We start from the raw sequence: 19,082 nt of genomic DNA, 5'->3' as shown, positions 1-19,082 counted from the left end.
AAAGCTATGTCTACCAAAATTGAAGTCAATGCCATGGGCGATGCCTGCCCGCTGCCCGTCGTCAAGACGCTCAAAGCCCTGAAGCAGCTCGATGGCGAGGGTGCCGTGGTGACCTCGGTCGATAACGAGACCGCCGTCAAGAACATCTCCAAGATGGCACAGGAGAAGGGCTGCACGGCCTCGGTCGAGAAGGTTTCTGACGCCGAGTGGCACGTGACCGTGGCGACCTCTGGCGCCGTTGCCGTGGCCGATCCCGAACAGGATGGCGCTGCCTTCTGTGATGCCAGCGCCGGCAAGGGCAAACTCGTCATTTCCGTCTACACCGATTGCATGGGCCGTGGAGACGACGAGCTGGGCCACAAGCTCATGAAGGCGTTCATCTTTGCCGTGACGCAGCAGGAGGAGCTGCCCGCGACCATGCTGTTCTACAACGGCGGTGCCAAGCTCACCGTTGAGGGCTCGCCGGTGCTCGATGACCTGATGGGCCTGGCGGAGCAGGGTGTCGAGATTCTTACCTGTGGCACCTGCCTCGACCACTATGGCATTAAGGACCAGCTTGCCGTGGGCGAGGTCACCAACATGTACGTGATCGTGGAGAAGATGGAGCAGGCCGTACGCGTCGTGCGCCCGTAGCGTATTGGTTGGAGTTGCCATGAGGGAGAAGCACCCGGCGCTTGTCATCACGTTTCCCACCACGGCGGCCGCCATGGGCTGCGAGTCCCTGTGCATCGAGCGCGGCCTACCCGGGCGCACGATTCCCGTGCCCGGGGAGGTCGCTGCCGGCTGTGGCTTGGCGTGGAAGGCGTTGCCTGCCGATGAGGAGTTGCTGCGCGGTGAACTCGCCGCGGCGGGCGTTCCTACCGAGGGCTATACCGTGATTGATATGTGGGAGGTCGTGCGATGATCTACCTGGATAACGCGGCGACGACCATGCACAAGCCGCAGACGGTCATCGATGCCGTGACGCAGGCGATGCGCTCGCTCGGCAATGCCGGGCGCGGCGCTACGTCGGGTGCCCTCGATGCCGCTCGTACGATTCACGTTTGCCGTGCCAAGCTCGCACGCCTTTTGGGTTGCCCGAGGGCGGACCATGTGTGCTTTACGCCCAACTCCACGGCGGCGCTCAACACCGCCATCAACGGCGTGGTACGTCCCGGTGATCGCGTGGTCACGACGGTGCTCGAGCATAACTCCGTGCTGCGTCCGCTCAACCGCCTGGCAGCGGAGCGGGGTGTGACCGTTGAGCATGCGGGCTGTGACGTAAACGGTGTGCTCGACTACGACGAACTCGAGCGGTTGGTCACGCCGGGTACGCGTGCCGTGGTGGTGACGCATGCCTCCAACGTGACCGGCAACGCGGTCGACATTGCGCGCGTAGCGGCCATGGCCCATGCGGCAGGTGCGCTTGTGATCGTCGATGCCTCGCAGTCTGCCGGTACGGCGCGTGTCGATATGCAGGCCATGGGCCTCGACATAGTGTGCTTTACCGGCCATAAGGGGCTCATGGGTCCGCAGGGGACCGGCGGCCTGGTCGTGGCGGAGGGCATTGACGTGGCTCCGTGGGCCATGGGCGGCACGGGCGTGCACAGCTTCGATGCGCTGCAGCCACTTGAGTGGCCCACGCGCCTTGAGGCGGGCACGCTCAACGGCCACGGCATCGCGGGCCTTTCTGCCGGTCTCGACTTTATCGAGGCGCAAGGCGGGGTCGAGGCGATCGCGGCGCATGAGCGAGCGCTGGCTGATCGCTTTCTCGCTGGCGTGCGCGAGATTCCGGGGATTAAGCTCTACGGTGCGTTTGACCAGCCCGTGCGCTCGGCGATCGTCTCACTCAACGTGGGTGATATCGACTCTGCCGAGATCTCGGACGCGCTCATGCAAGGGTGGGGGATTGCGACGCGCCCCGGCGCCCATTGCGCTCCGCTCATGCACCGCGCGCTCGGGACCGAGCGCCAGGGTGTCGTTCGCTTCTCGTTTGGGTATTTCAACACGGACGAGGAAGTCGATACCGCGATTGACGCTTTGCGCGATTTAGCCTGCTAAAGCTGCTAGACCGTTTATACTTGCGGGATGGGTGTTTTTGCCCGTCCCGTTTTTGTTTCGACCCGAAAGGTGTGCCTATGGCCTCATCCGCACCGCGCGGTCTGCGCTCCGACCATGTCGTTACCGTCGGCATTGCGCTGTTCTCGATGCTCTTTGGCGCCGGTAACCTCATCATTCCGCCATTGCTGGCACTTCAGGCCGGCACGGCCACGCCGCTTGCCATGATCGGCTTTTTGATTGCCGCTATCGGTCTGCCTGTTATGGGATTTATCGCCGTCGCGCTCGCCGGCACGGCCCGCGAGCTGGCTGGGCGCGTGCATCCTAAGTTTGGCGAATTCTTCGTTGCGGCGGTGTATTTGGCCATCGGCCCGTGCCTGGCCATTCCGCGCACAAGCTCTACGGCCTTCGAGATGCTGGTGCCGCTACTGCCCGAGGGCGTTTCGCTCGGCACGGCTCGCCTGGTGTTTGCCGTTGGCTTCTTTGTCGTCGCGTTTGCGCTCACGCTGCGTCCGGGCGTTATCACGCGCGTGCTCGGGCGCATTACGGGCCCCGCGCTCATTGCGCTCATCGTGCTGGTCGTGGGTGCTGCCGTGATCTCGCCGCTGGGACCGGCTGCCGCGCCGCAGACTCCCTACAATGCCGGTGCTACCGTGCAGGGCTTTTTGACCGGTTATCAGACCATGGATCTGCTTGCGTCGCTCGCCTTCGGCATCATCATCGCCGAGACCATCCACGAGTTGGGTGTTACCGATGACAAGCGCGTGGCCTTTGAGATTTCGCGCTCCGGTGTGATCGCCGGCGTGCTCATGGCCGTCATCTACTGCGGTTTGGCCCTTGCCGGTATGCAGCTCGGCACCGTGATGTCCGACGCCACCAACGGCGCCGCCATTCTCGCCCGCTCGGCCTCCATGCACTTTGGGCTTGCCGGCACGGTCGTGGTCTTCGCCATCTTCTTCCTCGCCTGCATGAACGTGTGCATCGGCCTCATCAGCTGCTGCGCGCGTTACTTCTGCGAAACGTATGTGGTTAAAGGGGGAGCGGAGGCCTCCGAGGAGGCCATGCGCCGTCCCTTTGCGATTCTCGCCTTTGTGTTCGCAGCGTTTTCGTGCGTGCTCTCCAACGTGGGCCTCGACGTGATCCTCATGTTCTCGGTGCCCATGCTCAACGCCTTGTATCCCGTCGCCATCGTGCTGGTCCTCATGGGTTTGGTACACGGCTTTTGCGACGCTCATCCGCAGGTGTGGGTCTGGGTCGGCGGCGTGGTTGCCGTGCAGAGCGTGATCACCTCGGTCCGCGATGCGTTCTTTGCGGGCGCGTGGCTGCCGTTTGATGCGCTACCCCTGGCAGACATCGGTGCCGCGTGGGCGCCGGTTGCCGTGGTGGCGTTTGTGATCGGTCTGCTCCACAGCAAGTTTGTCGCACATTCGAGGAGCTAGGGTTTCTGCGCTTGCACAGGCGGGGAGTCTCCCCTATAATTTCCTTCGCTTTGGGACACGCAAGGTTTAGACCTTAGCTGCTCAACACCTTCGGGACGTGGCGCAGTTTGGTAGCGCGCCTGCTTTGGGAGCAGGATGTCGCAGGTTCAAATCCTGTCGTCCCGACCATATCTTGCGGGCGTAGTTCAATGGTAGAACCCCAGCCTTCCAAGCTGATGACGCGGGTTCGATTCCCGTCGCCCGCTCCATAGGATATCTTTAACGGCTTTGGCTCCTTTTGGTGCCAGAGCCGTTTTCATATACATGCCGGGGACCCCACATCCCCACCTAAGTTGCGGTGAAATAGTTCCCCGATTAGCCGCAAAAGCTGTTATCCAGGAACTATTTCACCGCAACTTATTGAGGCCGAGCGGGCTGGGTCGATGATGGGTTCTGTTGTCGAGAAGATGAGGGCAGCCGGTCAGGAGTCTGCGTAGGGTTTTGTGGTTGGTATACCGTAGCCGCGCATCATGGAGCCGAACGCTTTGACATCGTAGGTGTCTGAGAGCTTGAAATGAATGACGTTGTGGCCCATGGCACGCAGGTTCGCGTCGCGCATGAGGGCAGCTCGATAGGTTTTTGCCGCAGTATGTCCCGGATCATTTTGGGACTCGTCCTCAAACTTGCCTAGTCCATGCAGCTCAGCCAGCATCCAAGAGCCGTTTGGCATCTGCCAGCCGTAATCTGCCAAATAATAGCCGGCGTTTCCCGGTCGAGTGATTTCAACCTGTAGTTCGGGTGTGGCAACTCCCGCCAGAATCATTGCCGCCCGTGCCTCGGATTCTCCACCGTTATCCGATCTGCCATCCATATGTTCAAAAACGTCAAATGCGCGCGCGATGCCATGCAGTCCGCGGCAGTTCGCTTGTGCATATGCACGCAATTCTTCACGCTCGACACCGTACTCACGAGCCAACCCGTCGACATAGCCTAGTGCATATCGAAAAGCGCTCGTTCGGGCGATGTCGACCACCGTGCGATATGGATCCGTTAACGTAAACGGGCCGAGCTGCCATACGTCGCCCGGCCGCCAGCGTCGGTATTCAACGAATTCGTACATATCGCGTCTGGTGGAACGCGGCAGCAGCACTTGCACCTTGTCGAGAAGCGAATATGCAGAACCGATGCCATAGAGCAGTGCCGCCGTTGCTCCACAAAACACGGCATCCGGTTCAACGACCGCAATAGCGGATGCCAATTGAAAGATGCGATCTTCGACGCCGAGATCATTCCAATACGTGGGATCAGCGTAGACATGGTTGTAGAGTCGAATAATCATCTCTTTTTGCATGAGCGCGTAGGCACAGCGTTCATCCCATTTTTTGGTAGCTACAAACAGGTGCCCGCCATGATGGGCCTCGAATAACCGGAAGAACAGCTCTAATTGCGGTTTGGAACAGCGTTTATCATGACTCATTTTCGACCCCATGGTCTCGAGGGGGAGTGAATGACACTACGCTATCCCATATTTGGCCCGCCAGACCTTGCCATGAACTGACCAAAAGCTTGACGGGGCAGGTCAGAGTCATGAGTCGGAGCCAAACATATCGGCAAACGGTTGATTAGTGCCCCTCGGCGGCACTAAAAACCACCCTTACAGAAAGTTGCGGTGAAATAGTTCCTGAAAAGCTCGAATAAGCCTAAATCCAGGAACTATTTCACCGCAACTCAGATGGGGATGGGGTTAGCTGCGGGGGCGGTGGCGGAGCTTGTCGATGGTGGAGTCGGTGCTTCGGCTGCGGGCTTCGGCGGCGCGGTCGCGGGCGTCGGCAGCGGTTTGGCGCTTGCGGCGGTAATCGATCATGCCTTGGATGATGGGCTTGCCAAAGCTCACGACATCATCGTTGTAGATGGCGGTTCGGGCTGCGAGGAGGCAGTCGGTAAAGTCCATATGCGTTTTGCCGAACAGTTTGACGGCAAGGGCGACAACGGTGGGCTCGTCGACCATGACGTCATCGAGCAGCCTTTTCATGGCCGCAGCAATCTCAACGCGGGGAACCTTATAGACGTCGCGTAGCGTGACCACGACGCGCGTGATGATTTCGGGGTAGACGCGAGCGGTGCGCGTGGCGATGACCTTGGCGGCGCGCGGTGACAGGACTTCGTCGTCGTCAAGCAGGTAGCGTAGGATGACGGTCTCGTCGATGATGGTGCTACTCATGGATATCTACTTCCTCGGGACCCAAAACCGACTCGTCGCTTTCTGTGGCTAGGTATTCAATCCAGGCATTGCGCTCATCGGAGCGGCGATTGGGGTCCCCATATGCTTTGAGCAGTCCATAGGCGGCCGTGCCGTCCTTGGAGCGCACGGCGACCGGCTGAAAGGGGAGCTTGCGCATCAAAATACTCTGCGCGACAAATAGACGGACAGCCTCGGCGAGCGATGTGCCCATGGCGTCGTAGAGACGCTCGGCATGCTGCTTGTCTTCCTCGCGAATGCGCACCTGCAGGATGGCTCGTTTTTGAGTCGATGACATCACTGGCCTCCTTTAATGAGCGTGCAATATAGTCGGTCAAATGCGGCACGTGCCGATACTTGAGCATCTTATAACGATTGCTTTATTTCCCTCAAGTAAATAACCATTAACTTGAATACAAGCGTAGTACATCTAAAATGAGAGCGCGTAAAAATCTCTGAGGCGTACGCATGTAATACACTCACCTTTATAGCCTCTAGAGAATAATTCCAACCTGCCAAAACCCCTGCAATACACCCGTATTGCAGGGCCTATGCTCAAGTTTGCCCCCTGCAACTGCGTATATTTAACCTGTATATCGTTGGAGGAATTCTATCGAAGTGCCTGTTTCGCCGCATGCACTCGATACGTCGATGCCGGACCACGGGCGGTCCGGGGCAACGTCGACAGGGTCTCTCCGGCATGGGATTCAGGAGGGAGTGAACAACATGGGCAATAAACGAGTCGTGGCTGATTCTTCACGCTGCATTGGGTGCCAAACCTGTATGGCGGCGTGCATCGAGGCACACGATATTCCCGGCAACATCGCCGCGCCGCGCCTACGCGTGACGCGTACGTACGAGATCTCCGCACCGGTGGCATGTCACCACTGCGAGGATGCTCCGTGCGCGAAGGCCTGTCCTACGGGCGCCTTGTTCTTTGATCCAAAGAACCATCGCATCGGCGTCAACGAGGACAACTGCATCGGCTGCAAGAGCTGCGTCATGGCCTGCCCCTTTGGCGCCGTGAGCGTGGCGACCACGCAGGTCCCCGTCTTGATGGGCGACGTGCGTGTGGGTTCGCAGACCAAGAGCTTCGTGCTCAAGTGCGACCTGTGCGTGGACCGTCTCGGCGGTCCGGCGTGTGCCGAGGCGTGCCCGACCAAGGGCCTCACCCTGGTAGACGAGGAGCGCCTGGCAGAACTGACTGCCGAGCGTGCCCGCGCCACCATCGAAAACGAGGCGTAAGCGTCGGGGCGACAGGCCCAATGATTGTCAAATACGTACCGAGCATTCGGTAGCAGAGAAAGGAAGGAGGGTGTCATGGAGAAGCATAAAGTGATCTGCCCGTATTGCGGCGCCGGTTGCCAGTTTAACCTCTTGGTCCAAAACGGCCAGGTCGTGGGTACCGAACCGCTCAACGGCATCACCAACCAGAGCGAGCTGTGCCTTAAGGGCATGAGTGGCTACGACTTCATCAACGACACCAAGATCTTGACTCCTCGCGTACTGCACCCGATGATCCGTCGCACCAAGGGCGCGGATCTTGAGCGCGTAAGCTGGGACGAGGCACTGGATTTCACCGCATCTAAGATGCAGGCCATAATTGACGAATATGGTCCTAACGCTGTCATGACCACCGGCTCTTCGCGAGGCGGCGGCAATGAGGCGAACTACGTCATGCAGAAGTTTACGCGTGCGTGCATCGGCACCCACAGCGTGGACAACTGCGCCCGTACTTGACACGGCCCTACTGTCCTCGGTCTGATGGACACGGTTGGTTCAGGTTGCATGTCATGCTCCATCCCCGGTATGGAGGATGCGGGCTGCATTTTCCTCTTCGGCTATAACCCTGCCGATTCGCACCCCATCGTCGCAAGGCGTATCGTGCGAGCCAAAGAAAAGGGTTGCAAGATCATCGTCGCCGATCCGCGCCATATCGAAACCGCGCGTATCGCCGATCTCTACCTTCCGATCAAGAACGGTTGCAACGTCGCGTTCCTCAACGCCTTTGCCAACTGCTTGGTCAACGATGGCCTCTACGACAAGGAATTCGTCGCCGAGCACACGAACGGCTTTGACGAGTGGTGGGAGACCATCAAGAACTACACTCCCGAATCTGTACAGGACATCACGGGTGTCGAGCCCGCGCTGATCCACCAAGCTGCCGAGATGTACGCCACGGCGAAGCCCTCTGCCATCATTGGCTGGGGCATGGGCGTATGCCAGCAGAAGCAGAACCTGAAGACGGTGCACACCATCGCCTCCATCGCCTGCGTTGCCGGCCAGATCGGCAAACCCAATTCCGGCCTCGCGCCCGTGCGTGGCCAGAACAACGTCCAGGGCTCCTGCGATATGGGCATGCTGCCCAACCTGTACCCTGGCTACCAGAAGGTCACTGACCCCGCAGTGCGTGCCAAGTTTGCGAAGGCTTGGGGCGTGCCCGAGGAAAAGCTCCCGCTCGAGGAGGGCTACAAGCTCACCGACCTGGGCCACCTGGTCGACGAGGGCAAGGTGCACTGCTTCTACAACTACGGCGAGGACCCGGTGCAGACCGAGCCCGATTCGGCCGGTATGCGCAAGACGCTCTCCGAGCTGGATCTGTTCATTTGCCAGGACATCTTTATGACGCAGACGACCATGCTCGCCGACGTCATCCTGCCCGCTACCTCTTGGGGCGAGCACGAGGGTGTCTTTACTGCATCCGACCGTAGCTTCCAGCACTTTGACGCGGCCGTTCCGCCCAAGGGCGAGTGCCGCCACGACTGGGAGATCTTCGCGGACCTGTCCACGCGTATGGGTTATCCCATGCACTACGACAACACCGAGCAGATCTGGAACGAGTGCATTAGCCTGTGCCCCAACTTTGTGGGCGCGACCTACGAGAAGATGGCTCCCGAGGGCGGCTACGCCCAGTGGCCCGTCAAGAGCACCGATGTGAATGACCACGGTACGCCCGACATGTTCGCTGGTGGCAAGTTCACCACCAAGGACGGCCGCGCCAACCTGATGGCGCACGACTGGGAGGCGCCCTCCGAGCTTCCCGACGATGAGTACCCGCTCATCCTGTGCACCGTCCGCGAGGTCGGCCACTACAGCTGCCGCTCGATGACCGGCAACTGCAAGACGCTGGCGCTGCTTGCCGACGAGCCCGGCTTTGTCCGCATGAATCCCGCGGACGCCCAGGCGCGCGGCATCAAGAACGGCGACATCGTCTCGATTCACAGCCGCCGCGGCCAGGTATACAGCCGCGCCGACGTGAGCGATCGCATCAACAAGGGCACGGTCTATATGACCTACCAGTGGTGGATCGGCAAGTGCAACGAGCTGACCATGCACAAGGTCGACCCGGTCTCGCACACGCCCGAGGACAAGTTCTCCGCCTGCCAGGTCGACGCCATTGCCGACCAGGTTTGGGCAGAGGGCGAGGTGGAGCGTCAGTACACCGAGCTCAAGCAGGCTCTGGTCGACGCCGCCGCTCCCCAGGACGTTGAGCCTGGCGCCGCCAAGTTCGACGACGAGACGCACGTGAATCAAATCGTGTAGTCCCGTTCTCGTTGGCTTTTTTGGGCCGGGCGTCCCGTACGTTCGGGAGCCCGGCCCGTTATTTTGAAAGGAAGTGGGGATGAACCGCTTCATCGACATCAACCCGGAGAGGTGCATCGGCTGCGGAACATGCCAGTCCGCCTGTGCCGACGCCCACCGGATGCAGGGTCTTCAGGATACGCCGCGCCTGGCGCTCGTGAAGACCGGCGGTATTTCGGCCGCCCTTGCCTGCCACCATTGCGAGGGTGCCCCCTGCGCCGAGGTTTGCCCGGTGAATGCCATCGAGCACGATGGCGACCGCATCCACGTCAAGGAGCAGGAGTGCATCGGGTGCAGGCTGTGCGCCATCGCGTGCCCCTTCGGAGCCATCCATCCCGATGGCACGTCTATCGCCGGTGTCGCTGGCATGTGCGACCCGACGCCTTCGTATCCTAAGTCCCTGAGCAGCCTGCTTACGTGGGCTCCCGGCCAGTACACCTGCGCCGTCAAGTGCGACCTGTGCGCCTTCGATCCGGACGGCCCGCATTGTGTGGCGGCGTGCCCCACCAAGGCGCTGGCCGCCATGGGCGGCGCGGCCGATCGCGAGCTCGACGAGGCCAAGCGCCTGCGCTCGATCGAAAACGGTCCAGTCGTCGACGTTACCGCTGTGGCCCAGGGCCTCTCCGAGAAAGCAGAAGGGAGCGTAAACAATGGATAGCATGACGCTGTTTATCGCATCGCTTGCCGTCTCGTGCATCGGTGCGCTCGCCTCGGTTCTGCTGATCAAGGCCGATAACGCCGCCAAGACCGCCGGCTGCCTTATCGGCGCCGTCGCCGCGGTGCTTTCGTTTGTGGCCGGTATCCAGGCCGTGCTGGGCGATGTCACGTCGGTCGACACCATCGTGTTCTTCCCGTTTGCCCATTTCCAGCTGCTGCTCAATCAGCTGTCCGGCCTGTTTGTGGCGCTCATCTCGGTGCTCGCGTTTGCCGGTTCGATCTACGGTCTCAACTACTTTGATGAGTACCCGGGCAAAAAGGGCCGCGCCGGATTCTTCTTTAACACCTTCGTGGCGTCCATGATGCTCGTCATCACCGCCGACAACGTGTTTTGGTTCCTGGTCGCCTTTGAGCTTATGTCGCTGACCTCGTACTTCCTGGTCGTGATCGAGGAGAACGAGAACTCCATCCATGGCGGTTGGCTCTACTTTGTGATCGCGCACGTGGGCTTTGTGCTCATCATGGCGAGCTTCCTCACCATGACCAACTTCGCCGGCGGTTCGTTTGCCTTTGCGGATTTCCGCGCCACGCAGTTTAGCCCCGCGGTCGCATCCGTGTGCTTCGTGCTCGCCTTCTTTGGCTTTGGCGCCAAGGCCGGTATCATTCCGCTGCACGGCTGGCTGCCCAAGGCACATCCCGAGGCGCCGTCCAACGTGTCGGCCCTCATGTCCGGCGGCATGATCAAGATCGGTATCTTCGGCATCCTCAAGGTGGGTCTCGACCTGCTCTCCGCCTCGGGCGTTCAGGTCTGGTGGGGCCTTATGGTCATGGTCTTCGGTGCGATCTCGTCGGTCCTCGGCGTGGCCTTCGCCCTGCAGGAGCATGACATCAAGCGACTGTTGGCCTATCACTCCGTCGAGAACATCGGCATCATTCTGCTCGGCGTCGGCGCCTCCATGGCCGCCATGGCGCTCAACTCGGTCGGCATCGCCGTCCTGGCTCTGATGGCCGCCCTCTACCACACGTTTAACCACGCGATGTTTAAGGGCGAGCTGTTCTTGGGCGCGGGTGCGCTGCTGTACTCCACGGGTACGCGCAATATGGAGAAGATGGGCGGCCTGTTCCGTCGTATGCCGGCAACGGCCATCTGCTTCCTCGTTGGCGCGCTTGCCATCTCGGCCATCCCGCCCTTCAACGGCTTTGTGTCCGAGTGGTTTACCTACCAGTCGCTCTTTAACGCCGCCATGCAGGGCGACAAGGCCGTCATGATCGTGGCCGTGTTCGCTGCCGTCGCGCTTGCCATTACCGGCGCGCTGGCTGTCACGTGCTTCGTCAAGGCCTATGGTGTCTCCTTTGCCTCCGCGCCCCGCTCCGAGGCCGCGGCCAATGCCAAGGAGGTTCCCGCCCCCATGGTGTTTGCGCAGGGTCTGCTCGCGGCCATCTGTGTCGTGCTGGGCATTGGCGCTCCCGTGATCGCGCCCGTGCTGGTCGATGTCGCCGCGTCCGTACTGCATCCGTACGGTGGCGTGTTTGCCACCGAGGGCATGGAGCTCATGAACCAGTACTCCGGCGCTGCCACCTCCACGCCCGCGATCGCCATTGCGCTCGTGGTGCTCGTCGGCCTTGCCTGCGGCTATCGCAAGCTCAAGACCGTCGGCAAGGTGCAGAAGTCCCAGCCGTGGGCATGCGGCTATGCTCCCAACGAGCATATGCCCGTCGTGGCCACGACCTTTGCCTCCGAGGTGTCCTGGTTTATGCAGCCGCTCTACACGCTGCGCGACCGCTGCACGGCCGTCTGCTGGTCCATCGCGCACTTCTTCCAGAAGCTCACCGGTGTGGCCGAGGCTGTGGAGCCCGTACCTGACAAGGTTCTCGTCGATGCCCCGCATAAGGGTGTCGAGAAGCTCGCCGACCTCGCGACTAAGCTCGAGGGCGGCAACTACAGCATCTATATCTGCTACATCGTCGCGGCACTCGTGGTATTCCTCGTGCTCGCCGTGCAAATGGGTTAAGGAGGGGAGAGCATGAACAACATCGTACTTGCCGTTCTGCAGGGCGTGGTCGTTATGGCCGTCGCGCCGTTCTTCTCCGGTCTCGGTCGCGTGATCCGCGCCAAGATGCACAACCGTCGCGGCCCCAGCATCATGCAGGACTACCGCGACCTGGCCAAGCTCTTTGCGCGCCCCGAGTCCCAGAGCGAGGACGCGAGCTTTGCGCTGCGCATTATGCCGCCGCTGTTCTTCGCCGTCGCCTTTATGCTCGCGATGGGCCTGCCGCTCTTTACGGCGCAAAGCCCCATCCCGGTCTTTGGTGACGCTATCACCATCATGTACAGCCTGGCGCTCGCCCGCTTCTTCTTCGCCCTCTGCGGTGTGGATTCGTCCAACGCCTATGCCGGTATCGGCGGCGTTCGCGAGCTGCTCATGAGCGTGCTCATCGAGCCGTCCATGCTGCTGGCGCTGTTTGCCGCCGCCCTGGTGTGCGGCTCCACCGACATCGCCACCATGGGTCAGCACATCATGACGGGCGCCATCGACGCGCCGGTCGCCGTGATCCTCGCCGGCATCGCCTTTGCGATTGCCTGCTACATGGAACTCGGCAAGCTGCCGTTTGACCAGGCCGAGGCCGAGCAGGAGCTTCAGGAGGGTCCGCTCGCCGAGCTTTCCGGCCCGTCGCTTGCGATGGCCAAGCTCGCCATGTCCATGAAGCAGGTCCTGGTCGTCGCCTGGTTCTGCGCGATCTTCGTCCCCTGGGGCGAGCCCGCGACCGTGGGCGCCGCCGCCGTTCTGGGCGCAGTCATCTTCCTGGTGAAGTGCCTGATCGACTTTGTCGTGTGCGGCGTGATCGAGAACTCCTGCTCGCGTTCGCGTTTTAAGGTGCTTGGCAATCAGACCTGGGCCGTCGTGGGCATCGCCGTTCTGGCGTTTGTCTTCGTGGTCGTCGGCGTGTAGGAGAAGGGAGAAACAATGTCATTTGCAGTCAGTCTGTCCCTTCTCGGCTTGGTCGCTATCGCGGCCCCGATGGTGGCCTCGGTGCTCGTCGCCCTGTTCCCCCGTCCGTACGCCAAGTGGTTCAGCGTTTTGGGTGCCGCCGTCTCGACGGCCTGCACCATCGCCCTCGCCGCGAATTTCGCTGGCGCCGGCATGCCCGACACGCAGGTCCCCCTGATCTCGTTTGGGCAGACCCTCGTCATGGGATTCACCTTCGATCGCATGAGCACGCTGCTCGCGCCCGCCTTTGTGGGTATCGGCCTGCTTGTCGTGATCTATTCGATTCCCTATATGAGCGAGAATAACCGTGAGCATCCCGACGCGCCGCGTCGTCGCTTCTACGCGTACCTCGCGACCTTCATCGGCGCCATGGCCGGCCTCGTGTACAGCTCGACCCTTTTGGGCCAGCTCGTGTTCTTTGAGATCACGGGTGCCTGCTCTTGGGGCCTCATTAGCTACTACATGACGCCTACGGCCAAGAAGGCCGGCATGAAGGCCCTGATCATCACGCATATCGGTGCGCTCGGCCTGTATCTGGGCGCCGCCATCGTGTTTGCTCACACCGGCACCTTCGCCATTACCGCGATTGCCGGCCTCGACGCCAAGCTCAAGGCCATCGTCCTTTTGCTCGTGCTGTTTGCGGCCTGGGCCAAGTCCGCACAGGTTCCCATGTACATGTGGCTGCCTTCGGCCATGGAGGCGCCGACGCCTGTTTCGGCCTACCTGCATGGTGCCTCGATGGTCAAGGTCGGCGTGTGCGTGTTCGCGCGCGCACTCGTCTCTGCCGGCGAGATTCCCGAGATCGTGGGCTGGGTCGCCATTATCGACGCCATGGTCACCATGCTCTTTGGTTTCCTGATGTACCTGCCGCAAAAGGACATGAAGCGCCTGCTGGCCTTCTCCACGATCGCCCAGCTCTCCTATGTGTTCTTTGGTCTGGGCCTTTCGGTCTTTGGCAGCCAGCTGGCCTTTGATGGCGCCGTGTGCCACATCTTTAACCACGCCTTTGCCAAGACCCTGTTCTTCCTGATCGCCGGTTCGTTCTCCTTTACGCTCGGCACGCGTATGCTACCCAAGCTTCGCGGCATCGTAAAGAAGTACCCGATCTCGGGCGTGGGCTTTGGTGTCGCGGCGCTCGCCATTGCCGGCGTGCCGCCCATGAACACGTTCTTCTCGAAGTTCCAGATCATCGCCGGTGGCTTCTCCGTGGGTGCCGGCAACGTCGCGATCCTGGTGCTCGTGTGCATCATGGTCGCCGAGACCGTCGCCACCTTTGCCTGGTTCCTCAAGTGGATGGGCTATTGCCTGCCCGGCGAGCCGAACGAAGAGGTCGCTGCGGGTGCCCCGCTTCCCCGCGCGATGGCGTTCGTGTTCATCGTGCTCATCATCATGGTCATCGTCAGCGGCCCGCTTTCGGCCAGCTGGATCGGTTAGGAGGTGGAACGACATGGGTTATTCGATCGTCAACATCCTTGGCGGCCTTCTGATCGTCACGTCCACCATGGTGGTTGTCTCCAAGAACATCAAACATTCCATCCACTGGTATGCGGTGCAGTCGCTGGTGCTCGTGGGGCTTCTCGCCACGCTCGGTGTCACCACCGGTGCGCAGGAGCTGCTTATGTGGGCCGGATCTGCCTTTATCACTAAGGTCGTCCTGGTCCCTTACATCCTCAACCGCGCATACAAGAAGATGGGCGAGCCGAGCGACGCATCGCTCAAGGCCGGCCTTAAGCCCGCGTGGGCCATTTGCATCATCGCCGTCGAGGTCGCGATCTGCTTTGCCGTCGTGACGCAGATCAGCCTGCCCACGGCCGAGGTTGCAACGCCTGCGCTCGCTATTAGCTTCGCTCACTTCTTTGTGGGCCTCACCTGCATCATTTCGCAGCGCAACATCATGAAGCAGATCTTTGGATACTGCCTTATGGAAAACGGCAGCCACGTGACGCTTGCGCTTTTGGCCCCCACCGCTCCCGAGATTATCGAGATCGGTATCGCCACCGACGCCATCTTTGCCGTCATCATCATGTCCATCGTCGTGCGTCGCATTTGGGACGACTCCCACTCGCTCGATGCGCGCGACCTGTCCGAGCTGAGGGGGTAGTCCATGGAAACGTTGATTCTCGCCCTGCTCGCGACTCCTTTGGTGTTCTCGCTGGTCATGGCGTTTTTGCCCAAGAACACGTCCTATAACGTGTTTGCCGGTCTCAACCTGGTCTCCGTCGCAGCCGTCCTGGTGCTGTCGATTATGACGGCCGGTGACGTCCTTATGAGCGGCGAAACCGCGAGCGCTCTTGGCCTGTGGTTCCACCTCGATTCGCTGGGCGCCATCTTTGTGCTGCTCATCGGCTTTATCGGTTTTCTTACGGGGCTGTTCTCGCTGCCCTATGTAAAGGCCGATATCGAGGAGGGCTCCATGCCCGCCGAGCGCGCCAAGCAGTATTTTGCGCTGTTTAGCCTGTTTGTGTTCACCATGCTGCTCGCGTGCCTGTCCAACAACATGATCCTCACGTGGGCCGCCGTGGAGGCAACCACGCTTTCCACCGTGTTCCTCGTGGGTATCTACAAGAACAAGACGGCCCTCGAGGCTTCTTGGAAGTATGCGATGGTCTGCACCGCCGGCGTGGCCTTTGGCCTGTTCGGTACGCTGCTGATCTACGCCAACGCCGCCGACGTGATTCCCAATGCCCACGAGGCCGCGTTCCTGTCGTGCGTGCTGCCGTATGCCGACCAGTTCGACCCGACGCTCATGCGCCTTGCCTTTGCGTTTATCGTGATCGGCTTTGGCACCAAGGCCGGCCTGTTCCCCATGCACACTTGGCTGCCCGATGCCCACTCCCAGGCCCCGAGCCCTGTCTCGGCCCTGCTTTCGGGCGTGCTGCTTAAGTGCGCCATGCTTGTGATCATGCGCTTCTACGGCTTTACTATCCAGGCCGTGGGCGCCGAGTATCCGCAGCTTTTGCTGTTGATCGTCGGCACGCTGTCCATTTTGGTGGCGGCGCTTTCGATGTTCCGCCAGGACGACCTCAAGCGCCGCTTTGCGTACTCGTCTGTGGAGAACGTGGGCGTCATCGCCCTGTGCCTGGGTATCGGTGGCCCGCTGGGTATCGCCGCGGCCCTGCTGCACTGCGTGTTCCACGGCTTTACCAAGACGCTCGCCTTCTGCGTGTCCGGCAACATCCAGCACGCTTTTGGCACGCGTAGCCTGGCCAAGATCCAGGGCGTCGTCGAGGTTGCCCCCGCAACCGCCGCGCTCGCCGTCCTGGCGCTGCTCGGTCTTGGTGCCTTCCCGCCCTTCGGCATGTTTATCTCCGAGTTCCTGACTTTTGTCGCCGGTGTTACCGCCGGTCCCATGTGGCTGGTCGTCGTGGTCGCCCTCGGTCTTACCGTGGCCATCTCCGCGCTCACCCGCATCGCACTCAAGTCGGTATTCGGCCATGCGCCCCAGGCCATGGGCAAGCATGAGGCCCCGGCGCTCATGCTTATTCCCGAAATCATCCTGGCTGTCATGATCTTGTGGTTTGGCATCGCCACCCCGCTGCCTCTCGTGCACGGTGTGGAGACTGCGACCGGCATCGTGCTCGAGCAGAGCACCGAGGAGCTTCACGCGACGCCGATGTACCGCGCTGTGTTCGGTACCGAGACCGCTCAGAGCGAGGTGGAGTAACGAATGATTGAAACTGAGAACAAGGTGTATGCCCGTCGCTGCGAGAGCCATGTCGAGGCCCTGCGCCGCGCTGTTCCGGGCTGCATCGAGAAGGTCGAGTGGCAGTGCGAGGACCAGCTGACGATCACCGTCAAGCAGGACAAGCTGCCCGAGGCCGTCCACTACCTGTACTACGAGCGCTACGGCTGGATTCCCGTGATCATCGGCAACGATGAGCGCAGCCTGTGCGGCCGTTACGCCGTGTACTATGTCATCTCCATGGAGGGGGAGGATCCCGGTTGGGTGACCGTGCGCACCGAGGTCGATCCCGCCAAGATGACGTTCCCGTCCGTGACACCGTTCGTCCCCGCCTGTGTGTGGGGCGAGCGCGAGCTGCGCGACATGTTCGGCTTGATTCCCGAGGGTCTGCCCGATCGTCGCCGCCTGGTGCTGCCCGATGACTGGCCCAGCGGCCTGTACCCGCTGCGCAAGGACTCCATGGACTACCGCTTCCGTCCCGCTCCTGCGAGCGACATGGAAAACTACGAGTTCTTGGCCGATACCAAGGGCAAGGAGACGACGCTTGTCCCCATGGGCCCGTTGCACATTACCTCCGACGAGCCCGGCCACTTCCGCCTGTTCGTTGAGGGCGAGACGATCGTCGACGCCGACTACCGTCTGTTCTACGTGCACCGCGGCATGGAGAAGGTCGCCGAGACGCGCCTGAACTATGACGCCGTGACGTTCCTCGCCGACCGCATCTGCGGCATCTGCGGCTGCGCCCACTCGGTGGCCTATGCCGAGGCCGTCGAGCGCGCCCAGGGCATCCATGTTCCGCCGCGCGCCCAGTACATCCGCGCCATCATGCTCGAGGTCGAGCGTCTGCACTCGCATCTGCTCAACATTGGCCTGGCGTCGCACTACACGGGTTTCGACTCCGGCTTCCAGCAGTTCTTCCGCGTCCGCGAGAAGTCCATGGACCTGGCCGAGAAGCTCTCCGGTCACCGCAAGACCTACGGTCTCAACGTAATCGGCGGCGTGCGTCGCGACATTTTGGCCGAGCAGAAGCTCTCCACGCTCACGACCATCCACCAGCTGCGCTTCGAGGTTCAGGAGCTCGTCGACGTCTTGCTCTCCACGCCCAACTTTATTGAGCGTACGAGTGGCATCGGCATTCTGGACCGTAAGATCGCTCGCGACTTCTCGCCGGTCGGCCCGCTCATGCGTGGCTCGGGCTATGCCCGCGACGTGCGTTTTGACCATCCCTTCGACGGCTACGCCGATCCGGACGTCCAAAAGATGCATGCTGCCACGGCCGACACCTGCGATGCCTTCGGCCGTACCGCCGTTCGCATCCAGGAGGTCTACGATTCGATCGACATGATCGAGACCATGCTCGAGAACTGCCCGTCGGGCCCCATCCTCACCACGGATTGGGAGTACACCCCGCACAAGTACGCCATCGGCGCCACCGAGGCGCCGCGCGGCGAGGACGTGCACTGGGCCATGCTCGGCAATAACCAGAAGTGCTACCGCTGGCGCGCCAAGGCCGCCACGTACAGCAACTGGCCGGTCCTGCGCTACATGTTCCGCGGCAACACCGTGGGCGACGCGGCGCTGATCGTCGGCTCTCTCGACCCGTGCTACTCCTGCACCGACCGCGTGACGGTGACCGATGTCGCCGCCAAGCGCGACCATGTGCTCGACAAGGAACAGTTCGAGAACGTCTGGCGCGACAAGTCGCCGCTTGCGGGCGAGGGCACCATGGCCGCTCCGCTCGATGAGGAGGCGCTCTAATATGCTGAAGCTTTGGAAGGTCAACGCCAAGGCCGGCGACGCGACGGTCAAGTACCCGTTTGCGCCGTTCCCCACCAATAAGGACATGCGCGGCAAGCCCGAGCACAACGCCGAGCTCTGCATCGCCTGCGGTGCCTGCGGCGTGGCGTGCCCGGCCGATGCCATTCGCATGGACACCGACCTTGCGGCCGATACCATCACCTGGTCGATCGACTACGGCCGCTGCATCTTTTGCGGCCGCTGCGAGGAGGCTTGCCCCATGGAGGCCATCAAGCTCACCGAGGAGTTTGAGCTGGCCGTCATGAGCAAGGACGACCTCACCAGCAAGAGCGTCTATACGCTCGAGCACTGCTCGCGTTGCGGCAAGCCGTTTGCCCCGCACAAGGAGATCGACTACGCCAAGCGCCTGCTGCAAAAGGCCGGCGGCATGGAGGCCGAGCAGGCCGCCCGTACCGTCGGTATGTGCCAGGAGTGCAAGCGCGAGCTCGATGCCCTGCGCGCCGCTTCGGCCGTAAAGACCGGCAACGCGCGCGGCATGGCTGCCAACGAGACGCTTGCGTCCGGTGAGCCCCAGGGCCCCGGCATGGAGTATCTGGGCGGCCACGGCGTGAACCCGGAGTATGTCGACCGCGAGCTCAACCCCGATGCGCCCGAGATCCCCGCCGGTCCGGCGCCGGTCGAGGGCATCATCATGGATTTTGAAACGAAGGAGGAGTAAC

General features: G+C 61.5%; 17 protein-coding genes and 2 tRNA genes. 16 read left to right on the top strand and 3 right to left on the bottom strand.

The genetic code is table 11. The annotated features are described in order from the left end of the window. Nucleotides 1–6: 6 nt before the first annotated feature. The 6 genes from yedF to ABHR63_RS01030 all read left to right on the top strand — a co-directional run bounded on the left by yedF (nucleotide 7) and on the right by ABHR63_RS01030 (nucleotide 3,724). The gene (yedF, locus tag ABHR63_RS01055; RefSeq protein ID WP_346964923.1) at nucleotides 7–633 is read left to right on the top strand and encodes a sulfurtransferase-like selenium metabolism protein YedF; all 627 of its coding nucleotides are present in this window, start codon (nucleotides 7–9) and stop codon (nucleotides 631–633) included. 19 nt (nucleotides 634–652) lie between these two features. Then, entirely contained in the window at nucleotides 653–904 is a 252-nt protein-coding gene (locus ABHR63_RS01050) for a putative Se/S carrier protein (RefSeq protein ID WP_346964924.1), read from the top strand. Next, entirely contained in the window at nucleotides 901–2,040 is a 1,140-nt protein-coding gene (locus ABHR63_RS01045; RefSeq protein ID WP_346964925.1) for an aminotransferase class V-fold PLP-dependent enzyme, read from the top strand. Before ABHR63_RS01050 ends, ABHR63_RS01045 begins: the two co-directional genes overlap by 4 nt. Nucleotides 2,041–2,117: 77 nt before the next feature. Next, nucleotides 2,118–3,476, top strand: coding sequence for a branched-chain amino acid transport system II carrier protein (gene brnQ / locus ABHR63_RS01040; protein WP_195239647.1), 1,359 nt, complete (start codon nucleotides 2,118–2,120; stop codon nucleotides 3,474–3,476). A gap of 91 nt (nucleotides 3,477–3,567) precedes the next feature. Then, nucleotides 3,568–3,644: transfer RNA gene (locus ABHR63_RS01035), tRNA-Pro, on the top strand. A gap of 6 nt (nucleotides 3,645–3,650) precedes the next feature. Then, a tRNA-Gly gene (locus ABHR63_RS01030) sits at nucleotides 3,651–3,724 on the top strand. A gap of 212 nt (nucleotides 3,725–3,936) precedes the next feature. Here the strand turns inward: ABHR63_RS01030 and ABHR63_RS01025 are convergent. The 3 genes from ABHR63_RS01025 to ABHR63_RS01015 all read right to left on the bottom strand — a co-directional run bounded on the left by ABHR63_RS01025 (nucleotide 3,937) and on the right by ABHR63_RS01015 (nucleotide 5,992). Next, nucleotides 3,937–4,932, bottom strand: coding sequence for a hypothetical protein (locus ABHR63_RS01025; RefSeq protein WP_346964736.1), 996 nt, complete (start codon nucleotides 4,930–4,932; stop codon nucleotides 3,937–3,939). 267 nt (nucleotides 4,933–5,199) lie between these two features. Then, entirely contained in the window at nucleotides 5,200–5,676 is a 477-nt protein-coding gene (locus ABHR63_RS01020) for a type II toxin-antitoxin system VapC family toxin (RefSeq protein ID WP_196022393.1), read from the bottom strand. After that, entirely contained in the window at nucleotides 5,669–5,992 is a 324-nt protein-coding gene (locus tag ABHR63_RS01015) for a type II toxin-antitoxin system RelB/DinJ family antitoxin (protein WP_346964735.1), read from the bottom strand. Before ABHR63_RS01015 ends, ABHR63_RS01020 begins: the two co-directional genes overlap by 8 nt. A 428-nt stretch (nucleotides 5,993–6,420) precedes the next feature. Here ABHR63_RS01015 and ABHR63_RS01010 point away from each other — a divergent pair, with 428 nt between their 5' ends. The 10 genes from ABHR63_RS01010 to ABHR63_RS00965 all read left to right on the top strand — a co-directional run bounded on the left by ABHR63_RS01010 (nucleotide 6,421) and on the right by ABHR63_RS00965 (nucleotide 19,081). Further along, entirely contained in the window at nucleotides 6,421–6,939 is a 519-nt protein-coding gene (locus ABHR63_RS01010) for a 4Fe-4S dicluster domain-containing protein (RefSeq protein ID WP_346964734.1), read from the top strand. 75 nt (nucleotides 6,940–7,014) lie between these two features. Beyond that, the gene (gene fdhF / locus ABHR63_RS01005; RefSeq protein ID WP_082222889.1) at nucleotides 7,015–9,237 is read left to right on the top strand and encodes a formate dehydrogenase subunit alpha; all 2,223 of its coding nucleotides are present in this window, start codon (nucleotides 7,015–7,017) and stop codon (nucleotides 9,235–9,237) included. Nucleotides 9,238–9,316: 79 nt separating this feature from the next. Continuing rightward, nucleotides 9,317–9,934, top strand: coding sequence for a 4Fe-4S dicluster domain-containing protein (locus ABHR63_RS01000; RefSeq protein ID WP_346964733.1), 618 nt, complete (start codon nucleotides 9,317–9,319; stop codon nucleotides 9,932–9,934). Further along, the gene (hyfB, locus tag ABHR63_RS00995; RefSeq protein WP_346964732.1) at nucleotides 9,927–11,945 is read left to right on the top strand and encodes a hydrogenase 4 subunit B; all 2,019 of its coding nucleotides are present in this window, start codon (nucleotides 9,927–9,929) and stop codon (nucleotides 11,943–11,945) included. The genes ABHR63_RS01000 and hyfB overlap by 8 nt, the downstream gene beginning before the upstream one ends. Nucleotides 11,946–11,957: 12 nt before the next feature. Next, nucleotides 11,958–12,884, top strand: a complete 927-nt coding sequence (locus ABHR63_RS00990; RefSeq protein WP_022095201.1) for a respiratory chain complex I subunit 1 family protein — start codon at nucleotides 11,958–11,960, stop codon at nucleotides 12,882–12,884. A 15-nt stretch (nucleotides 12,885–12,899) separates the two neighbouring features. Further along, nucleotides 12,900–14,357 (top strand): hydrogenase 4 subunit D, encoded by a 1,458-nt coding sequence (locus tag ABHR63_RS00985; protein ID WP_346965853.1) that lies wholly within the window; start codon nucleotides 12,900–12,902, stop codon nucleotides 14,355–14,357. 13 nt (nucleotides 14,358–14,370) lie between these two features. Then, nucleotides 14,371–15,024, top strand: a complete 654-nt coding sequence (gene hyfE / locus ABHR63_RS00980; protein WP_118237867.1) for a hydrogenase 4 membrane subunit — start codon at nucleotides 14,371–14,373, stop codon at nucleotides 15,022–15,024. A 3-nt stretch (nucleotides 15,025–15,027) separates the two neighbouring features. Then, nucleotides 15,028–16,587: a hydrogenase 4 subunit F gene (locus ABHR63_RS00975; protein WP_346964731.1), complete on the top strand. Its 1,560-nt coding sequence runs from the start codon at nucleotides 15,028–15,030 to the stop codon at nucleotides 16,585–16,587. A gap of 3 nt (nucleotides 16,588–16,590) precedes the next feature. Beyond that, nucleotides 16,591–18,363 (top strand): hydrogenase large subunit, encoded by a 1,773-nt coding sequence (locus tag ABHR63_RS00970; RefSeq protein ID WP_346964730.1) that lies wholly within the window; start codon nucleotides 16,591–16,593, stop codon nucleotides 18,361–18,363. 1 nt (nucleotide 18,364) lies between these two features. Next, on the top strand, nucleotides 18,365–19,081 hold the full coding sequence (locus ABHR63_RS00965; protein WP_346964729.1) for a formate hydrogenlyase complex iron-sulfur subunit: 717 nt from the start codon (nucleotides 18,365–18,367) through the stop codon (nucleotides 19,079–19,081). The last annotated feature ends 1 nt before the right edge of the window (nucleotide 19,082 follow it).

The organism is Collinsella aerofaciens (assembly GCF_039752775.1).
GTDB classification, from domain to species: Bacteria; Actinomycetota; Coriobacteriia; order Coriobacteriales; family Coriobacteriaceae; genus Collinsella; species Collinsella aerofaciens_R.
Note: the sequence above shows the minus strand (reverse complement) of the source record. Positions and strands in the feature narration are given on the sequence as shown.

Bases quoted from the DNA above. Each gene is read 5' to 3' on its own strand.
- ABHR63_RS01015 (WP_346964735.1), bottom strand. From the start codon at position 5,992: ATGTCATCGACTCAAAAACGAGCCATCCTGCAGGTGCGCATTCGCGAG.
- ABHR63_RS01050 (WP_346964924.1), top strand. From the start codon at position 653: ATGAGGGAGAAGCACCCGGCGCTTGTCATCACGTTTCCCACCACGGCG.
- ABHR63_RS00985 (WP_346965853.1), top strand. From the start codon at position 12,900: ATGTCATTTGCAGTCAGTCTGTCCCTTCTCGGCTTGGTCGCTATCGCG.
- ABHR63_RS01010 (WP_346964734.1), top strand. From the start codon at position 6,421: ATGGGCAATAAACGAGTCGTGGCTGATTCTTCACGCTGCATTGGGTGC.
- ABHR63_RS01025 (WP_346964736.1), bottom strand. From the start codon at position 4,932: ATGAGTCATGATAAACGCTGTTCCAAACCGCAATTAGAGCTGTTCTTC.
- ABHR63_RS01045 (WP_346964925.1), top strand. From the start codon at position 901: ATGATCTACCTGGATAACGCGGCGACGACCATGCACAAGCCGCAGACG.
- ABHR63_RS01020 (WP_196022393.1), bottom strand. From the start codon at position 5,676: ATGAGTAGCACCATCATCGACGAGACCGTCATCCTACGCTACCTGCTT.
- yedF (WP_346964923.1), top strand. From the start codon at position 7: ATGTCTACCAAAATTGAAGTCAATGCCATGGGCGATGCCTGCCCGCTG.
- hyfE (WP_118237867.1), top strand. From the start codon at position 14,371: ATGGGTTATTCGATCGTCAACATCCTTGGCGGCCTTCTGATCGTCACG.
- ABHR63_RS00965 (WP_346964729.1), top strand. From the start codon at position 18,365: ATGCTGAAGCTTTGGAAGGTCAACGCCAAGGCCGGCGACGCGACGGTC.
- ABHR63_RS00975 (WP_346964731.1), top strand. From the start codon at position 15,028: ATGGAAACGTTGATTCTCGCCCTGCTCGCGACTCCTTTGGTGTTCTCG.
- brnQ (WP_195239647.1), top strand. From the start codon at position 2,118: ATGGCCTCATCCGCACCGCGCGGTCTGCGCTCCGACCATGTCGTTACC.
- ABHR63_RS01000 (WP_346964733.1), top strand. From the start codon at position 9,317: ATGAACCGCTTCATCGACATCAACCCGGAGAGGTGCATCGGCTGCGGA.
- ABHR63_RS00990 (WP_022095201.1), top strand. From the start codon at position 11,958: ATGAACAACATCGTACTTGCCGTTCTGCAGGGCGTGGTCGTTATGGCC.
- ABHR63_RS00970 (WP_346964730.1), top strand. From the start codon at position 16,591: ATGATTGAAACTGAGAACAAGGTGTATGCCCGTCGCTGCGAGAGCCAT.
- hyfB (WP_346964732.1), top strand. From the start codon at position 9,927: ATGGATAGCATGACGCTGTTTATCGCATCGCTTGCCGTCTCGTGCATC.